We start from the raw sequence: 17,629 nt of genomic DNA, 5'->3' as shown, positions 1-17,629 counted from the left end.
GCTGCCTGCGGAAGGACCTCGCCATGCTCGCCTCCTTCATCCGCTTCGTCGTCTTCGGCGGCGGCACCGGAGTCCTCTGCAGCCTGGCGGTCCCGGCCCTGGCCACCCAACTGCCCTGGACCCTGGCGAACGCCCTGATCACCATCGCGTCCACCCTCCTCTGCACGGAGCTCCACGCCCGCTACACCTTCCGCACCGGCCGCGCGGGGTGGCGTCGGCACTGGCAGTCGGCGGGCTCGGCGGCAGCGGCCTACGCGGCGACGAGCATCGCGGTCCTCACCCTCCACGCACTCCAGCAGTCCCCGAGCATGCTGAGCGAACAGGCGGTCTACCTCTCGGCCTCGGCCCTGGCCGGCATCGCCCGCTTCCTGCTCCTCCGCCTGGTGGTCTTCGCAACCCCCACGCCCACGCCCACGCCCACCCCCGCAACCCCCCTCGGCCTCCGGACCCCACTCGCCCTCACGGCGTGAGACTCTCCTGCTTCGCCAGGAGCATGACCGCGCACAGCAGTACGGCCGAGCCTGCGGCAGTGGCAGGGGTGAGCCGCTCACCGAGCAGCGTGACGCCGAGGAAGAGCGCCGCGACCGGTTCGAGCATCATCACCACGGAGACGGTGGTGGCGCGGACCGCCATCAGCGCCGAGAAGAACAGCGCGTAGGCGAGCGCGGTCGGGATCGCGCCCAGGTATCCGAGCAACGCGATCGACGTCGCGACGTCCCCGTCGGCGGGCAACAGCGCGCCGGACGGCGTCGCTGTGACCAGCAGGCACACCGCACCGACGGCAAAGCCGGCCAGCGCGCGGTCGTAGGGCTGCCCGGCCCGGCCGCGCCGTGCTTCGGCCTGGGTCAGCAGGTTGATCGCGGCCGATCCTGCCGCCGAGGCGAGCGCGCACAGGAATCCCCACAGCGGTTCGGTGCCTCCCGCTCGGGCATCGGCGCCGAAGGCCAGCAGGGCGAGCCCGGAGAGGGCGAGCAGGATGATGAGCGCGCCACGACGGCCTACCCGCTCGCTGAAGACGAGCCGTGCGCCCAGGGCGGTGAAGACCGGCCCGGCGCCCAGCGCGACCGCCGTGCCGACGGACAGGCCGGCGAAGGCGACAGCGGCCAGGTACCCGGTCTGGAAGACCGCCATCAGGACGCCGGTCGCCACCAGCGCGATCGGCCGGGCGCGCCCGTTGCCGACGGCCGGTGCGAGGAAGGCGCGTCCGGCGAGCAACAGCACGGCGCCGATGGCGAATCGCCAGCAGGAGACCGCAACCGGGCCGAGGCCACTGGTGCGGTAGAGCAGTGCGGCGGCGGCGCCGGCACTGCCCCAGGAAGTGGCAGCGAGGGAGATGTAGAGCAGGGGACGTAAGGGTGCAGCCCGCATGGATGACTCCGGTCGGTGGTCGCTGACGGCGCGTGGACTCGGCACGCGGGCAGCAGGCACCGCTCCGGCGGCTCCTTCAAGGAACGCTCGGAGGGAGTGGAGATCCGGTGGGGCCGCCCGCTAGAAGGCGGGCGGAGGCAGGACTGCGAGGGAGTACGGCTTCATGATCAGGACCCTACCCGGTTGGACCGCTATCTTCGAAGGATGTCGAATTTTTCGGACTGGCAGGACAGGATGCTGCGAGCGGTCTGGCGGCACGGCGAAAATATCCCGGAAGAAGTACTCGCGTGGATGTCCGAGCTGCATGGCAAATCCGGGGAAATACCGGAAATGGAATTCCGCGAACTCTGGACCGCGCGAACCTTCTCCATGGCGAGAACAGCATTCGAGGTAATCAGGAGGTCGGCGGAGGGCGAGACGGGGAAGAAGGTCACCGGGGAGGAGTTTTCTTACATCGACTATCTGCACGACCCGGAATTGGGGCCGGTCGGCACGGTTCGCATTAAGTCCGCGGAGGTCTCGACGCCGGATTGGGGAGATGTTTTGGGCGTCATGGCGGAAGGAGTGCAGGAATTTATCATGAGCCACTATCAAATGGTCTGGCCCGTCTGCGATCACCACGGCCGCGGTCTGCATACAGATTATTTTCATGAGACTGCAGTCTGGAAATGCACGGCAGGGATTTCAGATGGTCATGTGGTAAGAGCGATTGACCCTGCCGTTCAGCTGTAGATCACGGATTCTCGGTGCGTTCGTCATGAGACGAACTGCTGCCCGCCGTCGATGTCGTATGTCGCGCCGGTCAACGCCGTGTTGACCATGAGGTGGACGGCCAGCGCCGCGACGTCCGCGGGTCCGACGACGCGGCCGATCGGCAGCGTCGCGCGCAGCTCGGCGCGGCGTTCCTCGATCCGGTCGCCCAGCAGCGAGGCCGAGAGCGGGGTGTCGACGAAGCCGGCCGCGATGAGATTGACGCGTACCGGTGCGAGTTCGAGTGCGAGGGCCGCGGTGAACGGAGGCAGCGCGTTGGTGGCGGCGGAGGCGACCCCGAGACCTCGGCCGACGCGCCGTGCTCCGGTGCCCCCCATGAACACCAGGCTGCCTCCGGGTCTCACCCGGCCGACGGCGTTGCGCGCGACCTCGAGCTCCAGCACCGCGTGATCACTGATCGCGTCCCGTACGTCTGCGGCGCTCATGGCGAGCAGCGGCCCGTAGCTCGGGCCGCCGGCCGTCACCATCACATGGTCGATCGGGTCCGGCAGGTCCTGGAAGAACGTCGCCAAGGCCGCGGGATCGGTTGCGTCGAACGCCTCGGTGCGCTGTGTGCCGAGCTCTTCGGCCGCGCGCGCCAGCCGACCGGGATCGCGGCCGACAAGGACGAGTTCGGCACCCTCGGTCCGGGCACGCCTGGCCGTCTCCAGCCCGATGCCGGCGCTACCGCCGATGACAACGACGGTCCGGCCGAGCAGCTCGGGCTCGCGCCCTGGGATTGTCACTGCCGACTCCTCCTGCGGACCGGCAACACCACGACTTCGAGTCGCATCTCACCGGCTTGCACCGGAGGCGTTCCGGCGCTCCCGGAGGGTGTCGCTTCCACGCTGCCCATCTCCGCCTCCAGCGGTCGGTGGCACGGTTGGCAGCCCAGAACGCACGCTTCCCAGGTTCTGCAGCAGGCACCGTGGTCGCGCCGACCCCGCTCCTCGGAACCGAGAACGCGCCCCACACCATGAGAACCGCCCCGACCGGCCCCCGCAAGCCAGGGTCCCATTGTCGGCGGCGAGGGTTCAGCGCGAGCTGGAGGCGTTCCCCGAGCGGGGGTTCACCGTCACCGGGCAGGAATTCCACAGGTGCACGCCGGCCGTGAGCAGTTCCAGGACCGCACGTTGCTCGGCGGGAGTCCATTCCGCGGACTCGCCTCCGAACAGTTTCTCGTAGGCGCTGTTGTGCGGCTCTTCCTGGTGGGGCAGTTCGTGGGGCGCGTAGAGGCCTCGGGCGAGGTCCTCGAAGAAGTTCCATGCCTCCAGCACCGCGCCCGGTGGCAGTTTTCGGCGGGCCGGATCCTCGAGCCAGTGCTGGACTCGGGCCAGCTCCAGCACCCCCGGCTCGAAAGGGTCCGGCCTCCGGCCTCGTCGGCTCGCGTACGCCCGCGCCTGCCGGACGGTCACGAACAGTGGCACCTGTGGGCCGGCACCCGTTTCCGCAGGTAGTGCGAGTACGCGGTCGAGTTCGTCGTCCCGCCCGGCGATCCACAGGACCACTCCGCTGCGCACTCGCCCGCGCACCCGGTACGGATAGGGACCGTAGGCCCGAGCACCGCTTCCGGGCGCGAATATGTCCACCGTTGCGTTCTCCGTCACGCCGTCACATTGACACGGCCCGGGAGATCCGTCGCGGCATTTACCGGCGGTCGGCTTTACGGGACCTTGAACTCGATCTGGGCGATGGCCGGTCCGTCGCCCGTGACCTGACCCTCGCCGATCTTCTCGGTCCAGGAACCGTCCTTGTGGAGTTTTGCCAGAACGGTGGAGGAAAGGCTGACGGTGATCTGAATGCCGCCCTCGGCCGCCGGTGCGCGATCAATACTCACTTCGTGGCTCATGCGGACGACGTTACCGCCAACAACTCCCGCACCAACGGCTGTTGAGGTTTTATCCAAGGTAATGGCGTATGCGCCGATCACGCCCCCGCCGTCCCCGTCCCCGTCTCCGTCCCTGTCCCCGTCCCCGCTGCCCTCGCCCCGTCCATCGGGATCTCCACCTGGGCCACGAAGTCGGAGACCATGCGGTCGAAGAGGGTTGCGAGGTGGTGGAGGTCCTCCGGGGCCCACTCGACCAGGGCGGCCTGCATGCCCAGCAGGCCCGCGTCGCGGACTCGTGTCACTGCCGTTCGGCCCTCCTCCGTGAGCCGGATGAGCTGGGCGCGACGGTCGTCGGGGTCGGGGACGCGCACCACGAAGCCGGACTTCTCCAGTTGCCTGAGCTGACGCGTGACATGGGACGCCTCCACGGACAGGCGGACGGCGAGCACGCCGGGGCGCAGCAGCTCGTCCGTGGCCAGGTGGCGCAGGATCGCCACGGCGGCCCGGTCCAGCGGGAGTCCGACGAGGGACATCAGCCGTTCGTGCTGGCGAGCGCGACCGGCGAGGTACGTGATGCGGGTCAGAGCGCGCTCGATCGTGATCACGTCTGCGGAGACCGGTGCTGCGGGTGGCGGTGTGGGCATTACTCCACAGTACAGATACTTGCCAAACTCAAGCAAGATCCCCGCTCCGGCCTCACGCCGCCAGTGCGGCCCATCGATCGTTGCTTGACTTAAGTAAGCTCAATCTGGTTGCCTAACTTAAGCAATGAAGAGTCCAAGGGTGCGAACAAGTGCCTGAAGCAGCAGGAGCGTCCCCCATGCCCTCCATGACCGCCCGGCCGCCCAGACCCCACCTGGCCCCCAAAGCCCCCGGAGTTCCCGACGCGGCCGTCGCCGTCGCCCTCTTCGCCTGTTCGTTCCCCGGCAGTGTGATCACGTTCCCCGGTCAGGACCTGGACGTCCCCTGGTGGCCCGGCGTGGTGCTGGCCGCGGTCTCGTGCGCGGCGCTGGTCCGGCGTCGCGACCGCCCCCGCGGCACGGTCGCCGTGACCCTTGCCTGCGCGGTGGCCGCCTCCGCGCTCGGATACCTGCTCACGGTGCTGCTGCTCGCGCCGCTCATGGTCGCCCTGTACTCGCTGGCCGTCGCCACCGACCGCAGGACCGCCAACACCTTCGCCCTCACCTGCATCGCCGTGCTCGTCGGCACCGGTCTGTTCGCCGGGCCGGTCGGCGAACCGCTGGTGCTCAAGCTGCTCGGTCCCACCGCCTGGCTGCTGCTGCCCACCTCGCTGGGCACGGTGACCCGGCTGCGCGCCGCCTATCTGGACGCCGTCCAGGCCCGCGCCGAGGACGCCGAACGCACCCGGGAGGAGGAGGCGCGCCGTCGGGTCGCCGAGGAGCGCATGCGCATCGCCCGTGATCTGCACGACGTCGTCGCCCATCACCTCGTCCTGGCCGGACTGCAGGCCGGGGCCGTCGCCCGGCATCTCCCCGCCCGCCCGGAGGAGGCCGCCCGTCTCACCGCCGACCTGACCGGCACCACCGCCTCGGCGCTGCGCGAACTCAAGGCCACCGTCGGCCTGTTGCGGCAGGCCGGGGATGCCGAACAATCCGTCACCGGCACCTCCCCCACCCCGGGGATCGACCAACTCCCCCTTCTGGCCGCCTCGTTCAGGGGAGCCGGTCTGGACGTGACGCTGCGCACCGAGGGTGAGCCCGGTCCGCTCACCGCCGGCGCGGACCTCACGGCGTATCGGATCGTGCAGGAGGCCCTCACCAACGTCACCAAGCATGCGGGGGCCCGTACGGCCGAGGTGCGGATCGTGTACGCGGGGGACCGACTGGCGGTCACCGTCACGGACGACGGGAGTGCCCGCCCGAAGTCGCCGACCGCGGCCGGATCAGCCGGGTACGGGCTGATGGGGATGCGGGAGCGGGCCCGGTCGGCGGGTGGGCGGGTCCGGACGGGGCACCGGCCCGGCGGCGGCTACGAGGTCGTCACCGAACTGCCCCTGCACACAGGGCAAAAGAACGAGTCCCACCCCGCCTGACCGGGGATGGGACTCGTTCTCGATCTCGTTCTCTATGGAGCGCCGGGCAGGCCTTGCACCTGCATCTCCCCGCAGGAAGCGGGGCATCTTTCCTTGGACGACCAACGCAGAGGACGTTCACCGTTTTTGCTTTCCGGTGACCGGCTCAAGATCAAGCTTACCCCACCTTTGAGGCGCCGATGACCACCGTCGCCCACCGATGACCACCGATGAGCAGCCGTGATCAGGCGACGTCGTCGACCTTCAAATCCGGTCCCACGACCAGGGTGATGACGTCGGCCGCGGCCGAACTGTCCGCCGTCGGCTGCAGGCCGGGCAGTCGGGAGGCGAGGACGGCGGCCTTGGTGTCGAGGCCCGTCGGGTAGGTGACGGTCGTCTTCGTCACCGTCGCGGGCGCGTTGCCCGTGCCGGTGACGGTGTAGCCGGCCTTCGTCAGCTTCTCGGCGACGTCGGCGGCGCGTCCGGAGACCCCGGTGCCGTTGAGGACCTGGACCTTCACGGAGGAGGCGTACACCACGTTCTTCTTCAACTCGTCCAACTGCGCCTTGGTGACCTCCTTGTCCTTGGCCAGGGAGGTGAACAGGTTGGCGGCCTGCGGGTACTGCCAGACGACGTTGGCCCTGTCGGTGGGCTGGTCGGCCTCACGCCCGTAGTTGGGCACGGTCAGGAAGCTCAGCCGGTCGCTCGGTATCCCCTTGAGCTCGTTGGCGAGCCCGGTCAGCGGCTGGATGCCGGCCATGTCGGGGTCGGTCGTCAGCGACTTGGTGGCGGACTGCAGGAAGCCGAGCATCGCGCTCGGGCTGGAGAGCTTGGACTTGGCCTTCTTGGCCAGGGCGTCCATGAACTCCTGCTGGCGGCCGATGCGTCCGATGTCGGAGTTGTCGCCGACGCCGTAGCGGGCGCGGACATAGCCCAGCGCCACCTCGCCCTTGACGGTCTGGCAGCCGGCGTCGATGTTCAGGTTGGCCTTCTCGGAGCGGATGGCCTGCTCGGGGCAGACCTCGATGCCATCCAGCGCGTCGACCATGCCTTTGAAGCCGGAGAAGTCGACCGACATGAAGTGGTCAATGCGCAGGCCGGTGTTGGACTCGACGGTCTTGATGGAGCAGGCGGCAGCCTCGGCGACCTTGCCGTTGCTGCCGCCGATCGCGAACGCCTCGTTGATCTTCGCGTGGTGCAGGGAGGACGAGTTGCCGTCGCCCTTCTCGCAACCGGGTATCTCCACCCACGAGTCACGCGGGAAGGACACGACCGAGGCCCACTTACGGTCGGCCGGTATGTGCAGCACCATCAGCGTGTCGGACTGCATGGTGGTCAGGTCCTTGCCGTACTTGGCGTTGGCGCCGTCGCGGCTGTCGGAACCGACGATCATGATGTTCTTCGAGCCGGGACTCAGGTTGACCGGGCGGTCCTCGCCCAACTTGTCGTCCACGTCGGCCGAGTTGATGTTGTTGTTGAGGTCGTTGTAGACCCAGGCGCCGACCCCGCCCATCCCGAGGATGACGACGGCGGTGACGCCCGCGCTCCACGCGAGGATCCGTCCGCGCCGGGTCAGCCGCGTGCCGCCGCCCTTGGCTCCGGCCGCCCTGCCCCTGTTCCCCCGGCCGGACGTCGCCTCCACCGCAGGCCGTCCACGCCTTCTCGTTCCGCTCACCGGCGCTCGCCCCTCCGCTTCGGCCGTCTCACCCCGTACACCGTGCTCGGATCGTCGGCGTTGGTCACCGCCGAACGACGGAACCCTACATGCGTGTAGGAATACGTCCGAGAAGCACAGGCGACTCAGGAGACTCACGGAGACACACAAGGGTTGCCCCCGCGCGCCCCCGAACTGCCCTCACACGCCCGCCGTCCGCCCCACGTCGAAACACGGCCCACGAGAACCGGACGGCAAGGATCGACGAACGCACACCCACCACCCGTGTGCATCCCCCTTCGCTCCCACCCGTTCGTCGGAAGGCTCACCCGTGGCTGCCCCCACGCCCCTCGACCACTCGGCCTCCGGTTACTCCGTCGCGCACGCCTACTGGCTGGCCGAGGCCGCCCGCGCCGCCTACAAGTCACCGGAGGAGGCCGAATACCTCTCCCACTCCTGGGGCTTCGACCGCTTCCGCCACTTCTCCTCGCCGCACACCATGCCGTTCCCGATCGACGACACCCAGGCGTACGTCGCCGCGAGCGACCGGATGGTCCTGGTGGCGTTCCGCGGCACCGAGCCGCAGAACCTGCGCGACTGGCTGAGCGACGTCAACACCCCGCCCGTGCCCGGCCCGGCGCGGAAGGGGTTCGTGCACTACGGCTTCCACCGGGCGCTGGACGTCGTCCATCCACAGGTCCGTGACACGGTCGCCGAGTTCAAGGACGACGGGCAGACGGTCTGGTTCACCGGCCACAGCCTCGGCGGGGCGCTCGCCATGCTGTCGGGGGCGCGCATGCACTTCGAGGCCCCGAACCTCGTCCCGCACGGCGTCTACACCTACGGCCAGCCGCGCACCTGCGACCGCGACCTGGCCAAGGCCTACGACACCGCGCTCAAGGGCCGCACGTTCCGCTTCGTCAACAACAACGACATCGTCCCGCAGGTCCCGCCCACGCCCGCCTTCCAGCACGTGGACGCGGTCCGCTACTTCGACGCCGCCGGCAAGCTCCACGACCGTATGCCGGCGCTGGGACTCCTCGCCGACAAGGTCAAGGGCGCGACGGCCGATCCCTTCGCGCCCGCGTCGGACGGCGTGCGCGACCACTTCATGGACACGTACGTCACGCTGCTGGAGCGGAATCTGTAGCGGGACCTGGAGCGGAACCTCCCAGCACGATGAAGACGGCGATGTCGTGGGTGGGGCAGCAGCCCGGTTGCACCGGCCCGTGCCCCGGCGGCGGATTGCGGATCACGTCCGCCGCCTCGGGTTCCGGTCCGACGGGACCGGGCTCGATGGCGTAGACGATCAGCAGCTGGTCCGGGTCCTCGGGGAGGAGCAGCGTCCGGAAGGTGGAGGTGAGCTCGCCGAGCAGCGGGTGCCGGAGACGGTATGTGCCGTGCATGGGGTCGACGACGTCCTGTTCGTTCCACAGCCGCAGGAAGTCGGGCTCTTCCGAGGCGAGTTCCGCGATGAACGCGTTCGTCTCCTCGTCCTCGGGATGGCGGCCCACCTCCAGGCGCAGCCAGGCGATGACGTTGCGCGCCAGGACCGGCCAGTCGAGCACCAGTTGCCGGATGGCGGGCTGCCGGTACACCAGGAGGGCCAGGTTGCGCTCGGGCACGGGGTCGAAGTCGAGGAAGATCTTCGACGCCGGGCGGTTCCACGCCAGCACCTGCGTCCGGCGGCCCATGATGAACGCCGCCGTGTCCGGCATGTTGTCCAGCAGCCACTGCGCCCCTTCCGACACACGGTCCGCGGCGGGCGGTTGTCGGCGGTCGGGGCGGGCGAGGTGGTGCAGATGGACGCGCTCCAGCTCGTCCAGGCGCAGGGCGCGGGCCACGGCGTCGAGCACGGCGCCGGAGACCTTGTGGTTGCGGCCCTGCTCCAGCCGTATGTAGTAGTCGACGCCGACCCCGGCGAGCTGCGCCAGCTCCTCGCGCCGCAGCCCGGGGACCCGGCGCATCCCGCCGAACGTCGGCAGACCCACGTCGGCCGGGCTCAGCCGGGCGCGCCTGGAGCGAAGGAAGGCGCGGAGTTCGGTGCGTCTGTTCAAGACCTCTCGACCTTTCCCGGCAGGCTCAGCCGTTCCCGGCAGGCTCAGCCGTTCCCGGCAGGCTCAGCGGATGCATGCCGCAGCATTGTGAACCAGAGGCCCATCCGGCCCCTCCCTCACCCCTGGCCGACTGGGCAGACTCGGTCCCGGCCGCTCACAGTCCCGGGCCGCCGAGAAATGTGACGCGCGGGGGTGGTCACAGCTTTCGGCGGTCCTGGGACGGCGGGCACTCGTGTCCGTTGTCCGGCAGGCCCAGGGCGTGCAGCGACGGCTCGCCGGCCGCCGGGACGACGAAGGTGAACGCGGCGGAGGTCGAGGGGATCCGGAGTGTGCGCTGGTCGCCGAAGGTGAGCGCGGGGTGGGGCTCCCAGGGGCAGCCGGCTCTCTCCAGCGCTGTGACGACGTCCGCGTAGGACGGGGCGCCGGGGAAGGAGCCCGTCCCGCCGGTGAGCTCCGGCGGCAGGTCCACGGTCTCGCGCCAGGTCGGAACGCTCACCAGTCGCACCTCGCGGCACCGGCAGACGGATATCTCCAGGTCGCCGTATCCGTAGAGCCGGGGCAGGCGGCTGCGTGGGCGCGTCGGGTAGCCGATTTCGCTGGGGTCGGCGGCCAGGGCCGACGTGACGGCTTCCCAGGATGCGCCGACGTGCACCGGGCCGAGGCGGGCGGTCAGCGCGGTGGAGGCGAGGAGGTCGACCAGAGCCAGAGCCATGGGTGGAGCGTTGCAGCAGGTCAGTGGGGCTGTCCAGCGGATTCACGGGACGGCCCCGGTCCGCGCGGGCGGGCCGGGGCCGTGCTTGCGGGTGAGGTGGGTCGGTTACGGGGCGTTGATCAGGTCGACCGGCGGGACCGACACCGTGCGGGCGCCCTCGGTGCCGCCGAGGACGACCTTGCGGAGGGAGACGTTGTTCTTGGTGTTGGTCTCCTGGAGGCGGTTCGCCGGGTTGGCGATGACCTGGATGTAGTAGGTGCCGTTCGGCAGGCCGGTGATGTCGAAGGACTGGCCGGGACGGTACTGGGTGTACGTGTCACCGGAGCCGACGTCGAGGACCTCGCGCACGGAGATGGAGTTCTGCTGGCCGCAGGCGGTCGACAGATCGGTGTTGTAGGGGTGCCAGTTGGCGTTCTTCACCGTGTAGTCGACGGCGTCGGTGTTGGCCAGGCAGAAGGCCTCCTTGCCGCTCTTCACGATGTCCTTCTGGTCCGCGGACAGCAGGTGGTAGCTGGCGAAGTCCGTGAAGTGCCAGTGCTCGTGGCCGATGCGCGGGTCCCACTCCATGGTGCCGGCCGGGGTGTAGCCGATCTGCTTGCCGGCGGCGTCGTAGAAGTACTGGTACGAGTCCATCAGGTCGGCGCCGGGCTTGCGGAAGCCGTCCACGACGAGCGGGGCGGGGCCCGCGTTCCAGACGTTGGCGCTGAAGGCGAGGTAGTCCTTGCCGGGCGCGTCGCCGTCCTCGCCGTCGGTGACGGCGATGTCCCAGGCCGGGAGCGAACGCAGGTCCGGCTTCGGCACGTTGGCCGGGAGGCCCGCCCGGCCGGTGGGCCGCTTGGCGTTGGCCTTCAGCCCGGGCGCGATCCGGGAGCCGTCGGTGTGACCTGCGCCGTCGCCGAGGTGGTGGGCGAGACCGCGGTCCTCCAGGGCGTGGGAGAGCGCGGAGGGGGTGGGGGCGTCGGCGCCGCGGGGGCCGTAGTGGTGGTTGGCCCCGGGCGCTCCCATGGCTCCGGCGGAGTGCCCGCCGTGCCCGCCATGGGCCGACGACGATGACGAAGAGGACGACATCGACGAGCGCATGCCGACGCCGCCCTCGCCGCCTTCCCCTCCGTCGTCGTACTGCCGGACCGTCACCTTGATGGTCTGCTGGTCGTTCGGGATCCCGAACAGGTCGCGGTACTTCTTCGCGACCGACACCTGGGCCGTGTACTCGCCCGCGGGCAGGTCGATCTGCCGGTCGTAGTCGACGGCGGTGGTGTTGGCCGCCCAGCCCTTCTCGACGCCCCACACCGAGCCGAGCGTGAACGGGTTGGTGGGGCAGCTCTCCGGATAGTGCGAGGTCGCCGGGGCGTCCGGACGCAGCCGCCCGGAGGCGTTGTTGGGACAGAACGCGCCCGTGGTCTTCTGCACCTCGGCCCCGGACGCGTCCTTGACGGACACCTCCAGGAAGCCGGGCAGCCCGCTGAAGTCCTTGACGGTCCCGGCGGGCAGCGTCTTCGTCTTCACCTTCGATCCGTCGCGCAGGATCTGCTGGGCGACGACCGGGTCCTTGTACGACTTGCGCGTCACCTTGATCTCGAGGGGCGCGTTGTCGACCGTGACATACGTGCCGAGGTCGAAGTCGAGGTTGAACCCGCCCTCCCACTCGTACCGGTCGAGGATCACGGATTTCGACGCGGCGACGAGCTTGAGCGTCGGCACGCCGGGTGTGCTCGCGGGCGCCGCACCGGCGCCGGGAGCGGCCCCGGCGACGGCGACGACGGTGAGCGCGGCCCCCGCGGCGAACGCCGCACGCTGAAGGCCCTTGCGATGGTGCTGTCTGGTCATCGGTTCCTCGTCTGCGAGTGCCATGGTCAGTGGCATCGGACTGGACAGCCCACGATCCGGCCACCTACCCGGACGCACCCCACGCGCCCCGGCCATGACTGTGAGCACCCTGTGAGAGTCCCAAACGGCAGTTCCGGGTTGCCTGTTGCCAAGCATCAGCGGAAGAACCACCGTCAACTACCGCCCCCCACAGCCCAGTTCCCCAAAAGTTCACCCATCCGAGTGAGCCCCGCCGCCTCGCCCACAGAACGTTCCACGAAAGCCGCACGGCGACGGCCGGTTAGGTCGTCGCCGTGGGCCTGGAGCCGGGGGGGTGGGTCAGAGGCCGTATCTGGATTTCAGGTGGCGCCAGAAGTCTCGGAGCATCCACTTGTCGAACTCGGTGATCTGGGTGGCGGTGCCGGCGTTCATGAGGAAGCAGCACTGGCCGGTCGGGGTCCAGTCGTAGAAGTCGTCGAGGCCGAAGGTGTGGCCGACTTCGTGCAGGTAGATGTGGATGTTCTCCTGGTTCACGACGGACGTGAAGTACTCCTGACCGACCCGCTGGCCCCAGTCGCCGCCGGCGCCGCCCTGGAAGCCCTTGGTGAGCCAGAGGGACTGGTCGTAGTGGCGGGCGGTGCCGCCGGGGCAACGGGAGTAGTTGCCGTCCTGGTGGAAGAAGCGGCCGCAGTCGGGGGCGCACTGCGGGGCGCCGGCCTCGTCGAGGACGTTGGTGTAGACGTCGACCGAGTTGTCGGTCCACTGGAGGGTGGCGCGGTTCTTGACCGCCCAGCCGACGATGTTGACCGGGACCGTGGTGTACGGCCAGTTGTTGTAACCCCGGCCGTTCTCCACCTGCGCGGCCGTCCACTTGGCGAACTGCTTCTTCAGGGCCGCGTGGATCTGGTCGCGCAGCGCCGTGCCGACGGGGGCGTCGGACTCCCAGCGGACGCAGTAGTTGATGCTGCCCCGGTTGGCCATGACCTGGTCCCAGCCGTAGTTCCGGAAGCCGTAGAGGTCGGGGTAGGTCGTCGAGACGTGGTTCCAGACCTGGTTCAGCGGCTGGACGAGGTTCGACGGCGGGCTCCACTCGTCGGCGGCCTCGGCGCGGGGAGCGGCGACGCCGGTCGAGTGGAAGAGGAACGCGGCGAGCGCCGCGAGGACGGTGAGCAGTCTTGCGGAATGCCTGTGCACGGTGAACTCCTCGTGTGGGGTACGGGATTCACTTGCTTTCGCGGTCGTGCTTCGTTCCCTGCTTCGTTCTTCTCCGGGTTGCCGCCGGGGGCCGTCCGGGTTGCCGTGTTTCGGCCGTGACTTCGTCCGGGTGGTTCCGTGGCGAGTCCGGGGTGGGGAGGGGGGCGTGGACGTCATCATGAGCCGGTGTTTCACTCCCTTCGCTCCCTACATCCCTTTCGCTCCCTTCGGGTTCCGCTGACCGCGCTGCTCACCGCCCTCGCCCTGCTCGTCGGGCCCGCGTGCGTTCCCGTCGGGCACGGGGCAGGTGCGCCGCCCGGGGCGTTCGGGGCGTACGTCGGGTACGACGACGCCGCCGTGCGGCGGATCGCGGGGCTCGACGCCTGGCTCGGCGCGGCCACCCCTCGCGTCGGGCACGCGTATCTCCCGGGGGACCGGTGGAGCAACATCGAGGGCGCGCCCGGGTATCTGGAGTACTGGGCGCGGTGGCGGAAGGCCCGCGCCGACCGGATGTTCGTCCTCAACGTGCCGATGCTGGAGGGCACCGAGGAGGACCTGCCGGACGCGGTCGTGCGGGAGGAACTGCGCAGAGGCGCTCGCGGCGACTACGACGAGCACTTCCGGACACTGGCCCGGCGGCTCGTCGGACTCGGGGTGCCCGATGCCGTGCTGGTGCTGGGGTGGGAGATGAACGGGGTCACCTACACCCATCGGTGCGGGCCCGATCCACAGGCCTGGAAGCGGTACTGGGTGCGGATCGTCCAGGCCATGCGATCGGTGAACGGGGGCGGGCGCGGCGGGCAGGGGTTCCGGTTCGAGTTCACGCCCAGTCGGGGGCTGGACGCCGTCCCGTGGACCGAGTGCTATCCCGGCGACCGGTATGTGGACGTCGTCGGCATGGACGCCTACGACCAGCCGCACGGCATGTCCTTCGAGAAGCAGGTCGCCGAGCCGTACGGGCTCGCCGCGCAGGTGCGGTTCGCGCGGGCGCACGGCAAGCCGGTCTCGTATCCGGAGTGGGGGCTGTACCGCAACGGCGACAACCCGGAGTACGTGCGGGGCATGCTCACCTGGTTCGCCGAGCACCGTCCGCTCTACCAGACCGTCAGCGACTACTGCCCGCACGGCGTGTGGCGGTGCCCCGACAACCCCCGGTCCTCGGCGGTCTACCGTGCGCTGGTCGCGGGGCCGTTCGGCTGAACCTCGCCGACCCGCCCGGCCCCTTCCCCTCCCCGGCCGCGCCACCGGTCCGATGATCCCAGGATGGGACGAGAACACCACGCGCACCTTCGCGCCGCACCCGGGGTCCGGGCCACCCTGCTCGCCCTCCTCGCCCTGCTCCTGCTCGCGCTCGCCGCCGTGCCGGCCGGAGCCGGAAGCCACGGGAACACCGGGTACAGCGGGTACAGCGGGTACGACGGGTACGACCGGAACAACAGAGGCGGCGATGCCGCCCGCGCCGTCCGCGCGCACGAGGCGGCCCGCAAGCGGGTCGAACGGCTCCGGGAGTCCGACGCCACGGCCTCGACGATCAAGGACGCCGAACGCCGACGTCGGACCGTCCGCGACGGGCTGTGGGACCGGCTGCGGGCCGGGGCCCGGGGCTCCGGCGACCCGGTCGCCGTCGACCCGTCCGGGCGGGGCGGCCGCTGCCGCTTCGGACAACGCAGCCGCTCACCCCAGCCCAAGCCCAAGCCAGAGCCAGAGTCAGGGTCAGAACCCAAGTCCGAGCCCAAGCCCGCGGCCGAGTCGCGCGCCGACCTCTGGACCGCTCCGATGCGGCGCTACTGGCTCTCCGCCGGCTACGCCGCCAAGGGCTCCCGCTGGGCCCGCCGCCACACCGGCCAGGACTTCGCCGTGGACTCCGGGACGCCCGTGTACGCCGTCGGCGCCGGCACCGTCCGCGCCACGACCTGCGGCGACGGCTTCGGCAACCAGGTCCTGATCCGGCACGGTGACGGCTACTTCACGCAGTACGCCCATCTGTCCCGCATCGACGTGCGCAAGGACCAGCGCGTGACGGCCGGCCAGCGCATCGGCCTCTCCGGCGCATCCGGCAACGTGACCGGCCCGCACCTGCACTTCGAGGTACGGATCACCCCCTATCTCGGCTCCGAGGTGGCCCCGCTGCCCTGGCTGCGCCGGAAGGCGGTACCGGTGTCGGGAACGCCGGCGCTCCCTTGACGGCCGTAGGGGTCCAGCCTGTCGACGGAACTAGTGAGTCCCGTGAGACGAGTGGGGCCGGTAGACGGACAGCGCCCAGATCACGAAGACGTCGATGGAGATCTGGATGACCGCCCAGAACGGTGCGTACGGCAGGAACAGAAACTGCAGGATCAGGCTCAGCGAGGCCAGCGTGATGCCGCTGACCCGCGCCCACTCGGCCTTCTCGATCCCGCCGAGCAGCGCCCAGCCCGTCAACGTCGCGACCACGCCGACGGCGAGCAGCAGCCAGCCCCATCCGGTGAGGTTCATCTCGTAGGCGTAGCTGCCGACCCGGGCGTAGACGTCGTCCTCGGCGATCGCCGCGATGCCCTGGAACACGGCGAGGACCCCGCTCACGAACATGAGCACGCCTCCGAAGACCACCCCGCCGGCGGCCAGCCCACCGCCCGCGGACGGAGCCGACGTCGAGCCGGGCGTGCCGGTGCCCTGGTGGGACGGGTCCCAGACAGGGGACTCCTTGCGCCTCGACGGCGGGGGCTGGGAGTGCGGCTGATCGCTCATGTTCCGACCATCCGTCCGGGGGAGGGTCGCCACCACGGGGGGTGCGCCGTATGGGTGAGCCGGCATGCGGGCGGGCCGGTCGGCCCCTTCACTGGAATCTCCGGAGGATTGATCTTGGAGGCGAGATGGCACGGACGAGCCTGAAACGGACGAGCCTGAGGAAGGGCGTACTGCTGGTGGCGACGGCGCTCTGTTGCACCGCGTTGCTGACCGGCTGCTCCGACGAAGACACGCCCTCCTCCGTGTCCAGTGCGGCCAGCAAGGCGGCCTCCGCCGCCGAGTCGGCCGCCAGATCGGTGGCCGGCGAGGCGACGGCGGCCGCGTCCTCGCTCGCGTCCTCAGTCGCGTCGTCGGCCTCGGACGCGTACGCGTCGGCGACGGCGGAGGTGGGCCGCGAGCTGGACGAGATCAAGGGCGGCACGGACGTCAAGGACGATGTGAAGCTCGGCACGCCCGCGGCCGACGGCGACCGCAGCGCGGTCGAGGTGACGGTCACCAACAGCGCCGACTCGACGAAGTCCTTCGCCGTGCAGGTGGACTTCGAGGACGCGAGCGGCAACCGGCTGGACGCGGTCCTGGTCACCGTCTCCGACGTGGCGGCGGGCAAGACCGGCAAGGCCACGGCCCGCAGCAACCGCAAGCTCTCCGGCGAGGTGAAGACGGAGGTGGCGAAGGCGGTGCGCTACTAGGACATACGGGTGACCGCCAGGGCCTAGGCCATCCAGAAGAAGACGGCCGTCATCCGCTTCTCCTCCAGCGTGGTGCCGGAGTAACCGGTCGCGGTGTGCACGAGGTTGGCGTTGTAGAGCAGCAGCCGGTTGTACTTGTGGGGCACCCGGACGTCCTCCTCGAAGGCGTCCGGCGCGACGAACCGGGTGCCGAGGGCCTCGACGAGGCTGTTGTGCGGCGCTTGGACGACGTTCCCGCCGAGCCGGCCGCCGGGCAGGGACTGCCGGTAGAAGCTGGTCCCGCAGTCCTTGGGGACGGACGGGTTGAGGTACAGCACGGCCGCGTACCGGCACAGCGACCGCGAGTCGGAGTGCGGCCGGGGCGTGCTCTCGCCCTCGCCGACGACCTGGATGCAGTTGTGGTTGAGGGTGCCGCCGCCGGGAGCCTGCTGCACCCACAGCTTCTGCGCGCCGGTCGCCTTCCTCACCAGCCGCTCCACGCGCCCGAGTTCGGCGGGCTCCAGCCCCGGCATGGTGCGCAGTCCGGGCCAGCTCTCCGCCGTGTACGGATACCCCTTGACCCAGTCGTCCTTGGCGAGACAGCGCGCGCGGATGGCGGCGATGTCGGCGTCGGGGAAGACGTCGTCGACGACCCAGTAGTCCCGGCCCTTGGTGGGCTTGCGGTAGGGCAGGACGGGAAGCGGTGCGGCCTGCGGGGCCCGCTGTGGCATGGACATGCAGCGAATCTAGGTCGGGGCTCCACCAGGACTCGCCCGCGTTCTGGTCGGGATTCGCCCGGGAAGTGGTCAACGTTCCGTCAACCGAGACAGCGG

At 70.0% G+C, this 17,629-nt stretch carries 19 protein-coding genes; 7 read left to right on the top strand and 12 right to left on the bottom strand.

Going from position 1 to position 17,629, the window contains the following annotated elements:
- Positions 1–23 precede the first annotated feature (23 nt).
- Entirely contained in the window at positions 24–470 is a 447-nt protein-coding gene (locus tag ABZ725_RS10925) for a GtrA family protein (RefSeq protein ID WP_358802379.1), read from the top strand.
- Here the strand turns inward: ABZ725_RS10925 and ABZ725_RS10920 are convergent.
- On the bottom strand, positions 460–1,368 hold the full coding sequence (locus tag ABZ725_RS10920) for a DMT family transporter (protein WP_358802378.1): 909 nt from the start codon (positions 1,366–1,368) through the stop codon (positions 460–462). The genes ABZ725_RS10925 and ABZ725_RS10920 overlap by 11 nt on opposite strands.
- A gap of 204 nt (positions 1,369–1,572) precedes the next feature.
- Between ABZ725_RS10920 and ABZ725_RS10915 the strand changes: the two genes are divergently transcribed.
- Positions 1,573–2,100 carry a hypothetical protein gene (locus ABZ725_RS10915; RefSeq protein WP_358802377.1) on the top strand — a complete coding sequence of 176 codons (528 nt, stop codon included), beginning with the start codon at positions 1,573–1,575 and terminating at the stop codon, positions 2,098–2,100.
- Between the two features lie 23 nt (positions 2,101–2,123).
- Here the strand turns inward: ABZ725_RS10915 and ABZ725_RS10910 are convergent, their stop codons facing one another.
- From ABZ725_RS10910 to ABZ725_RS10895, 4 genes are all read right to left on the bottom strand, one after another.
- Positions 2,124–2,864, bottom strand: coding sequence for an SDR family oxidoreductase (locus ABZ725_RS10910; protein ID WP_358802376.1), 741 nt, complete (start codon positions 2,862–2,864; stop codon positions 2,124–2,126).
- Positions 2,865–3,152: 288 nt separating this feature from the next.
- A complete protein-coding gene (locus tag ABZ725_RS10905) occupies positions 3,153–3,725 on the bottom strand; it encodes a hypothetical protein (RefSeq protein WP_358802375.1) in 573 nt (190 codons plus the stop codon).
- 56 nt (positions 3,726–3,781) lie between these two features.
- Positions 3,782–3,967, bottom strand: coding sequence for a hypothetical protein (locus ABZ725_RS10900; protein ID WP_358802374.1), 186 nt, complete (start codon positions 3,965–3,967; stop codon positions 3,782–3,784).
- A 77-nt stretch (positions 3,968–4,044) separates the two neighbouring features.
- A complete protein-coding gene (locus ABZ725_RS10895; protein ID WP_358802373.1) occupies positions 4,045–4,590 on the bottom strand; it encodes a MarR family transcriptional regulator in 546 nt (181 codons plus the stop codon).
- 176 nt (positions 4,591–4,766) lie between these two features.
- On the opposite strand from ABZ725_RS10895, the gene ABZ725_RS10890 reads away from it, so the two are divergent.
- Positions 4,767–5,999 (top strand): sensor histidine kinase, encoded by a 1,233-nt coding sequence (locus tag ABZ725_RS10890; RefSeq protein ID WP_358802372.1) that lies wholly within the window; start codon positions 4,767–4,769, stop codon positions 5,997–5,999.
- A gap of 223 nt (positions 6,000–6,222) precedes the next feature.
- Here the strand turns inward: ABZ725_RS10890 and ABZ725_RS10885 are convergent, their stop codons facing one another.
- Positions 6,223–7,620: an LCP family protein gene (locus ABZ725_RS10885; protein WP_358802371.1), complete on the bottom strand. Its 1,398-nt coding sequence runs from the start codon at positions 7,618–7,620 to the stop codon at positions 6,223–6,225.
- Between the two features lie 343 nt (positions 7,621–7,963).
- Between ABZ725_RS10885 and ABZ725_RS10880 the strand changes: the two genes are divergently transcribed.
- Entirely contained in the window at positions 7,964–8,782 is an 819-nt protein-coding gene (locus ABZ725_RS10880; RefSeq protein WP_358802370.1) for a lipase family protein, read from the top strand.
- On the opposite strand, the gene ABZ725_RS10875 is transcribed toward ABZ725_RS10880, so the two are convergent.
- The 4 genes from ABZ725_RS10875 to ABZ725_RS10860 all read right to left on the bottom strand — a co-directional run bounded on the left by ABZ725_RS10875 (position 8,757) and on the right by ABZ725_RS10860 (position 13,401).
- A complete protein-coding gene (locus ABZ725_RS10875) occupies positions 8,757–9,689 on the bottom strand; it encodes a helix-turn-helix transcriptional regulator (protein ID WP_358802369.1) in 933 nt (310 codons plus the stop codon). The genes ABZ725_RS10880 and ABZ725_RS10875 overlap by 26 nt on opposite strands.
- A 196-nt stretch (positions 9,690–9,885) precedes the next feature.
- Positions 9,886–10,401 carry a hypothetical protein gene (locus ABZ725_RS10870; RefSeq protein ID WP_358802368.1) on the bottom strand — a complete coding sequence of 172 codons (516 nt, stop codon included), beginning with the start codon at positions 10,399–10,401 and terminating at the stop codon, positions 9,886–9,888.
- 105 nt (positions 10,402–10,506) lie between these two features.
- A complete protein-coding gene (locus tag ABZ725_RS10865; RefSeq protein WP_358802367.1) occupies positions 10,507–12,228 on the bottom strand; it encodes a lysyl oxidase family protein in 1,722 nt (573 codons plus the stop codon).
- Between the two features lie 318 nt (positions 12,229–12,546).
- Positions 12,547–13,401 (bottom strand): hypothetical protein, encoded by an 855-nt coding sequence (locus tag ABZ725_RS10860; RefSeq protein ID WP_358802366.1) that lies wholly within the window; start codon positions 13,399–13,401, stop codon positions 12,547–12,549.
- A gap of 264 nt (positions 13,402–13,665) precedes the next feature.
- On the opposite strand from ABZ725_RS10860, the gene ABZ725_RS10855 reads away from it, so the two are divergent.
- Positions 13,666–14,601: a glycosyl hydrolase gene (locus tag ABZ725_RS10855; protein WP_358802751.1), complete on the top strand. Its 936-nt coding sequence runs from the start codon at positions 13,666–13,668 to the stop codon at positions 14,599–14,601.
- Positions 14,602–14,664: 63 nt separating this feature from the next.
- Positions 14,665–15,585 (top strand): M23 family metallopeptidase, encoded by a 921-nt coding sequence (locus tag ABZ725_RS10850; protein WP_358802365.1) that lies wholly within the window; start codon positions 14,665–14,667, stop codon positions 15,583–15,585.
- A gap of 30 nt (positions 15,586–15,615) precedes the next feature.
- On the opposite strand, the gene ABZ725_RS10845 is transcribed toward ABZ725_RS10850, so the two are convergent.
- Positions 15,616–16,128 carry a hypothetical protein gene (locus ABZ725_RS10845; RefSeq protein WP_358802364.1) on the bottom strand — a complete coding sequence of 171 codons (513 nt, stop codon included), beginning with the start codon at positions 16,126–16,128 and terminating at the stop codon, positions 15,616–15,618.
- 125 nt (positions 16,129–16,253) lie between these two features.
- Between ABZ725_RS10845 and ABZ725_RS10840 the strand changes: the two genes are divergently transcribed.
- Entirely contained in the window at positions 16,254–16,817 is a 564-nt protein-coding gene (locus tag ABZ725_RS10840; protein WP_358802363.1) for an FxLYD domain-containing protein, read from the top strand.
- 23 nt (positions 16,818–16,840) lie between these two features.
- Here the strand turns inward: ABZ725_RS10840 and ABZ725_RS10835 are convergent, their stop codons facing one another.
- Complete coding sequence (locus ABZ725_RS10835) at positions 16,841–17,533, bottom strand: DUF6445 family protein (protein WP_358802362.1); 693 nt, start codon at positions 17,531–17,533, stop codon at positions 16,841–16,843.
- Positions 17,534–17,629 lie beyond the last annotated feature (96 nt).

Origin of the sequence: Streptomyces sp. NPDC006872 (assembly GCF_040635845.1) — a bacterium.
GTDB lineage: Bacteria > Actinomycetota > Actinomycetes > Streptomycetales > Streptomycetaceae > Streptomyces.
The sequence above is the reverse complement of the archived record's forward strand: the minus strand, read 5'-3'. Positions and strand labels throughout refer to the sequence as shown.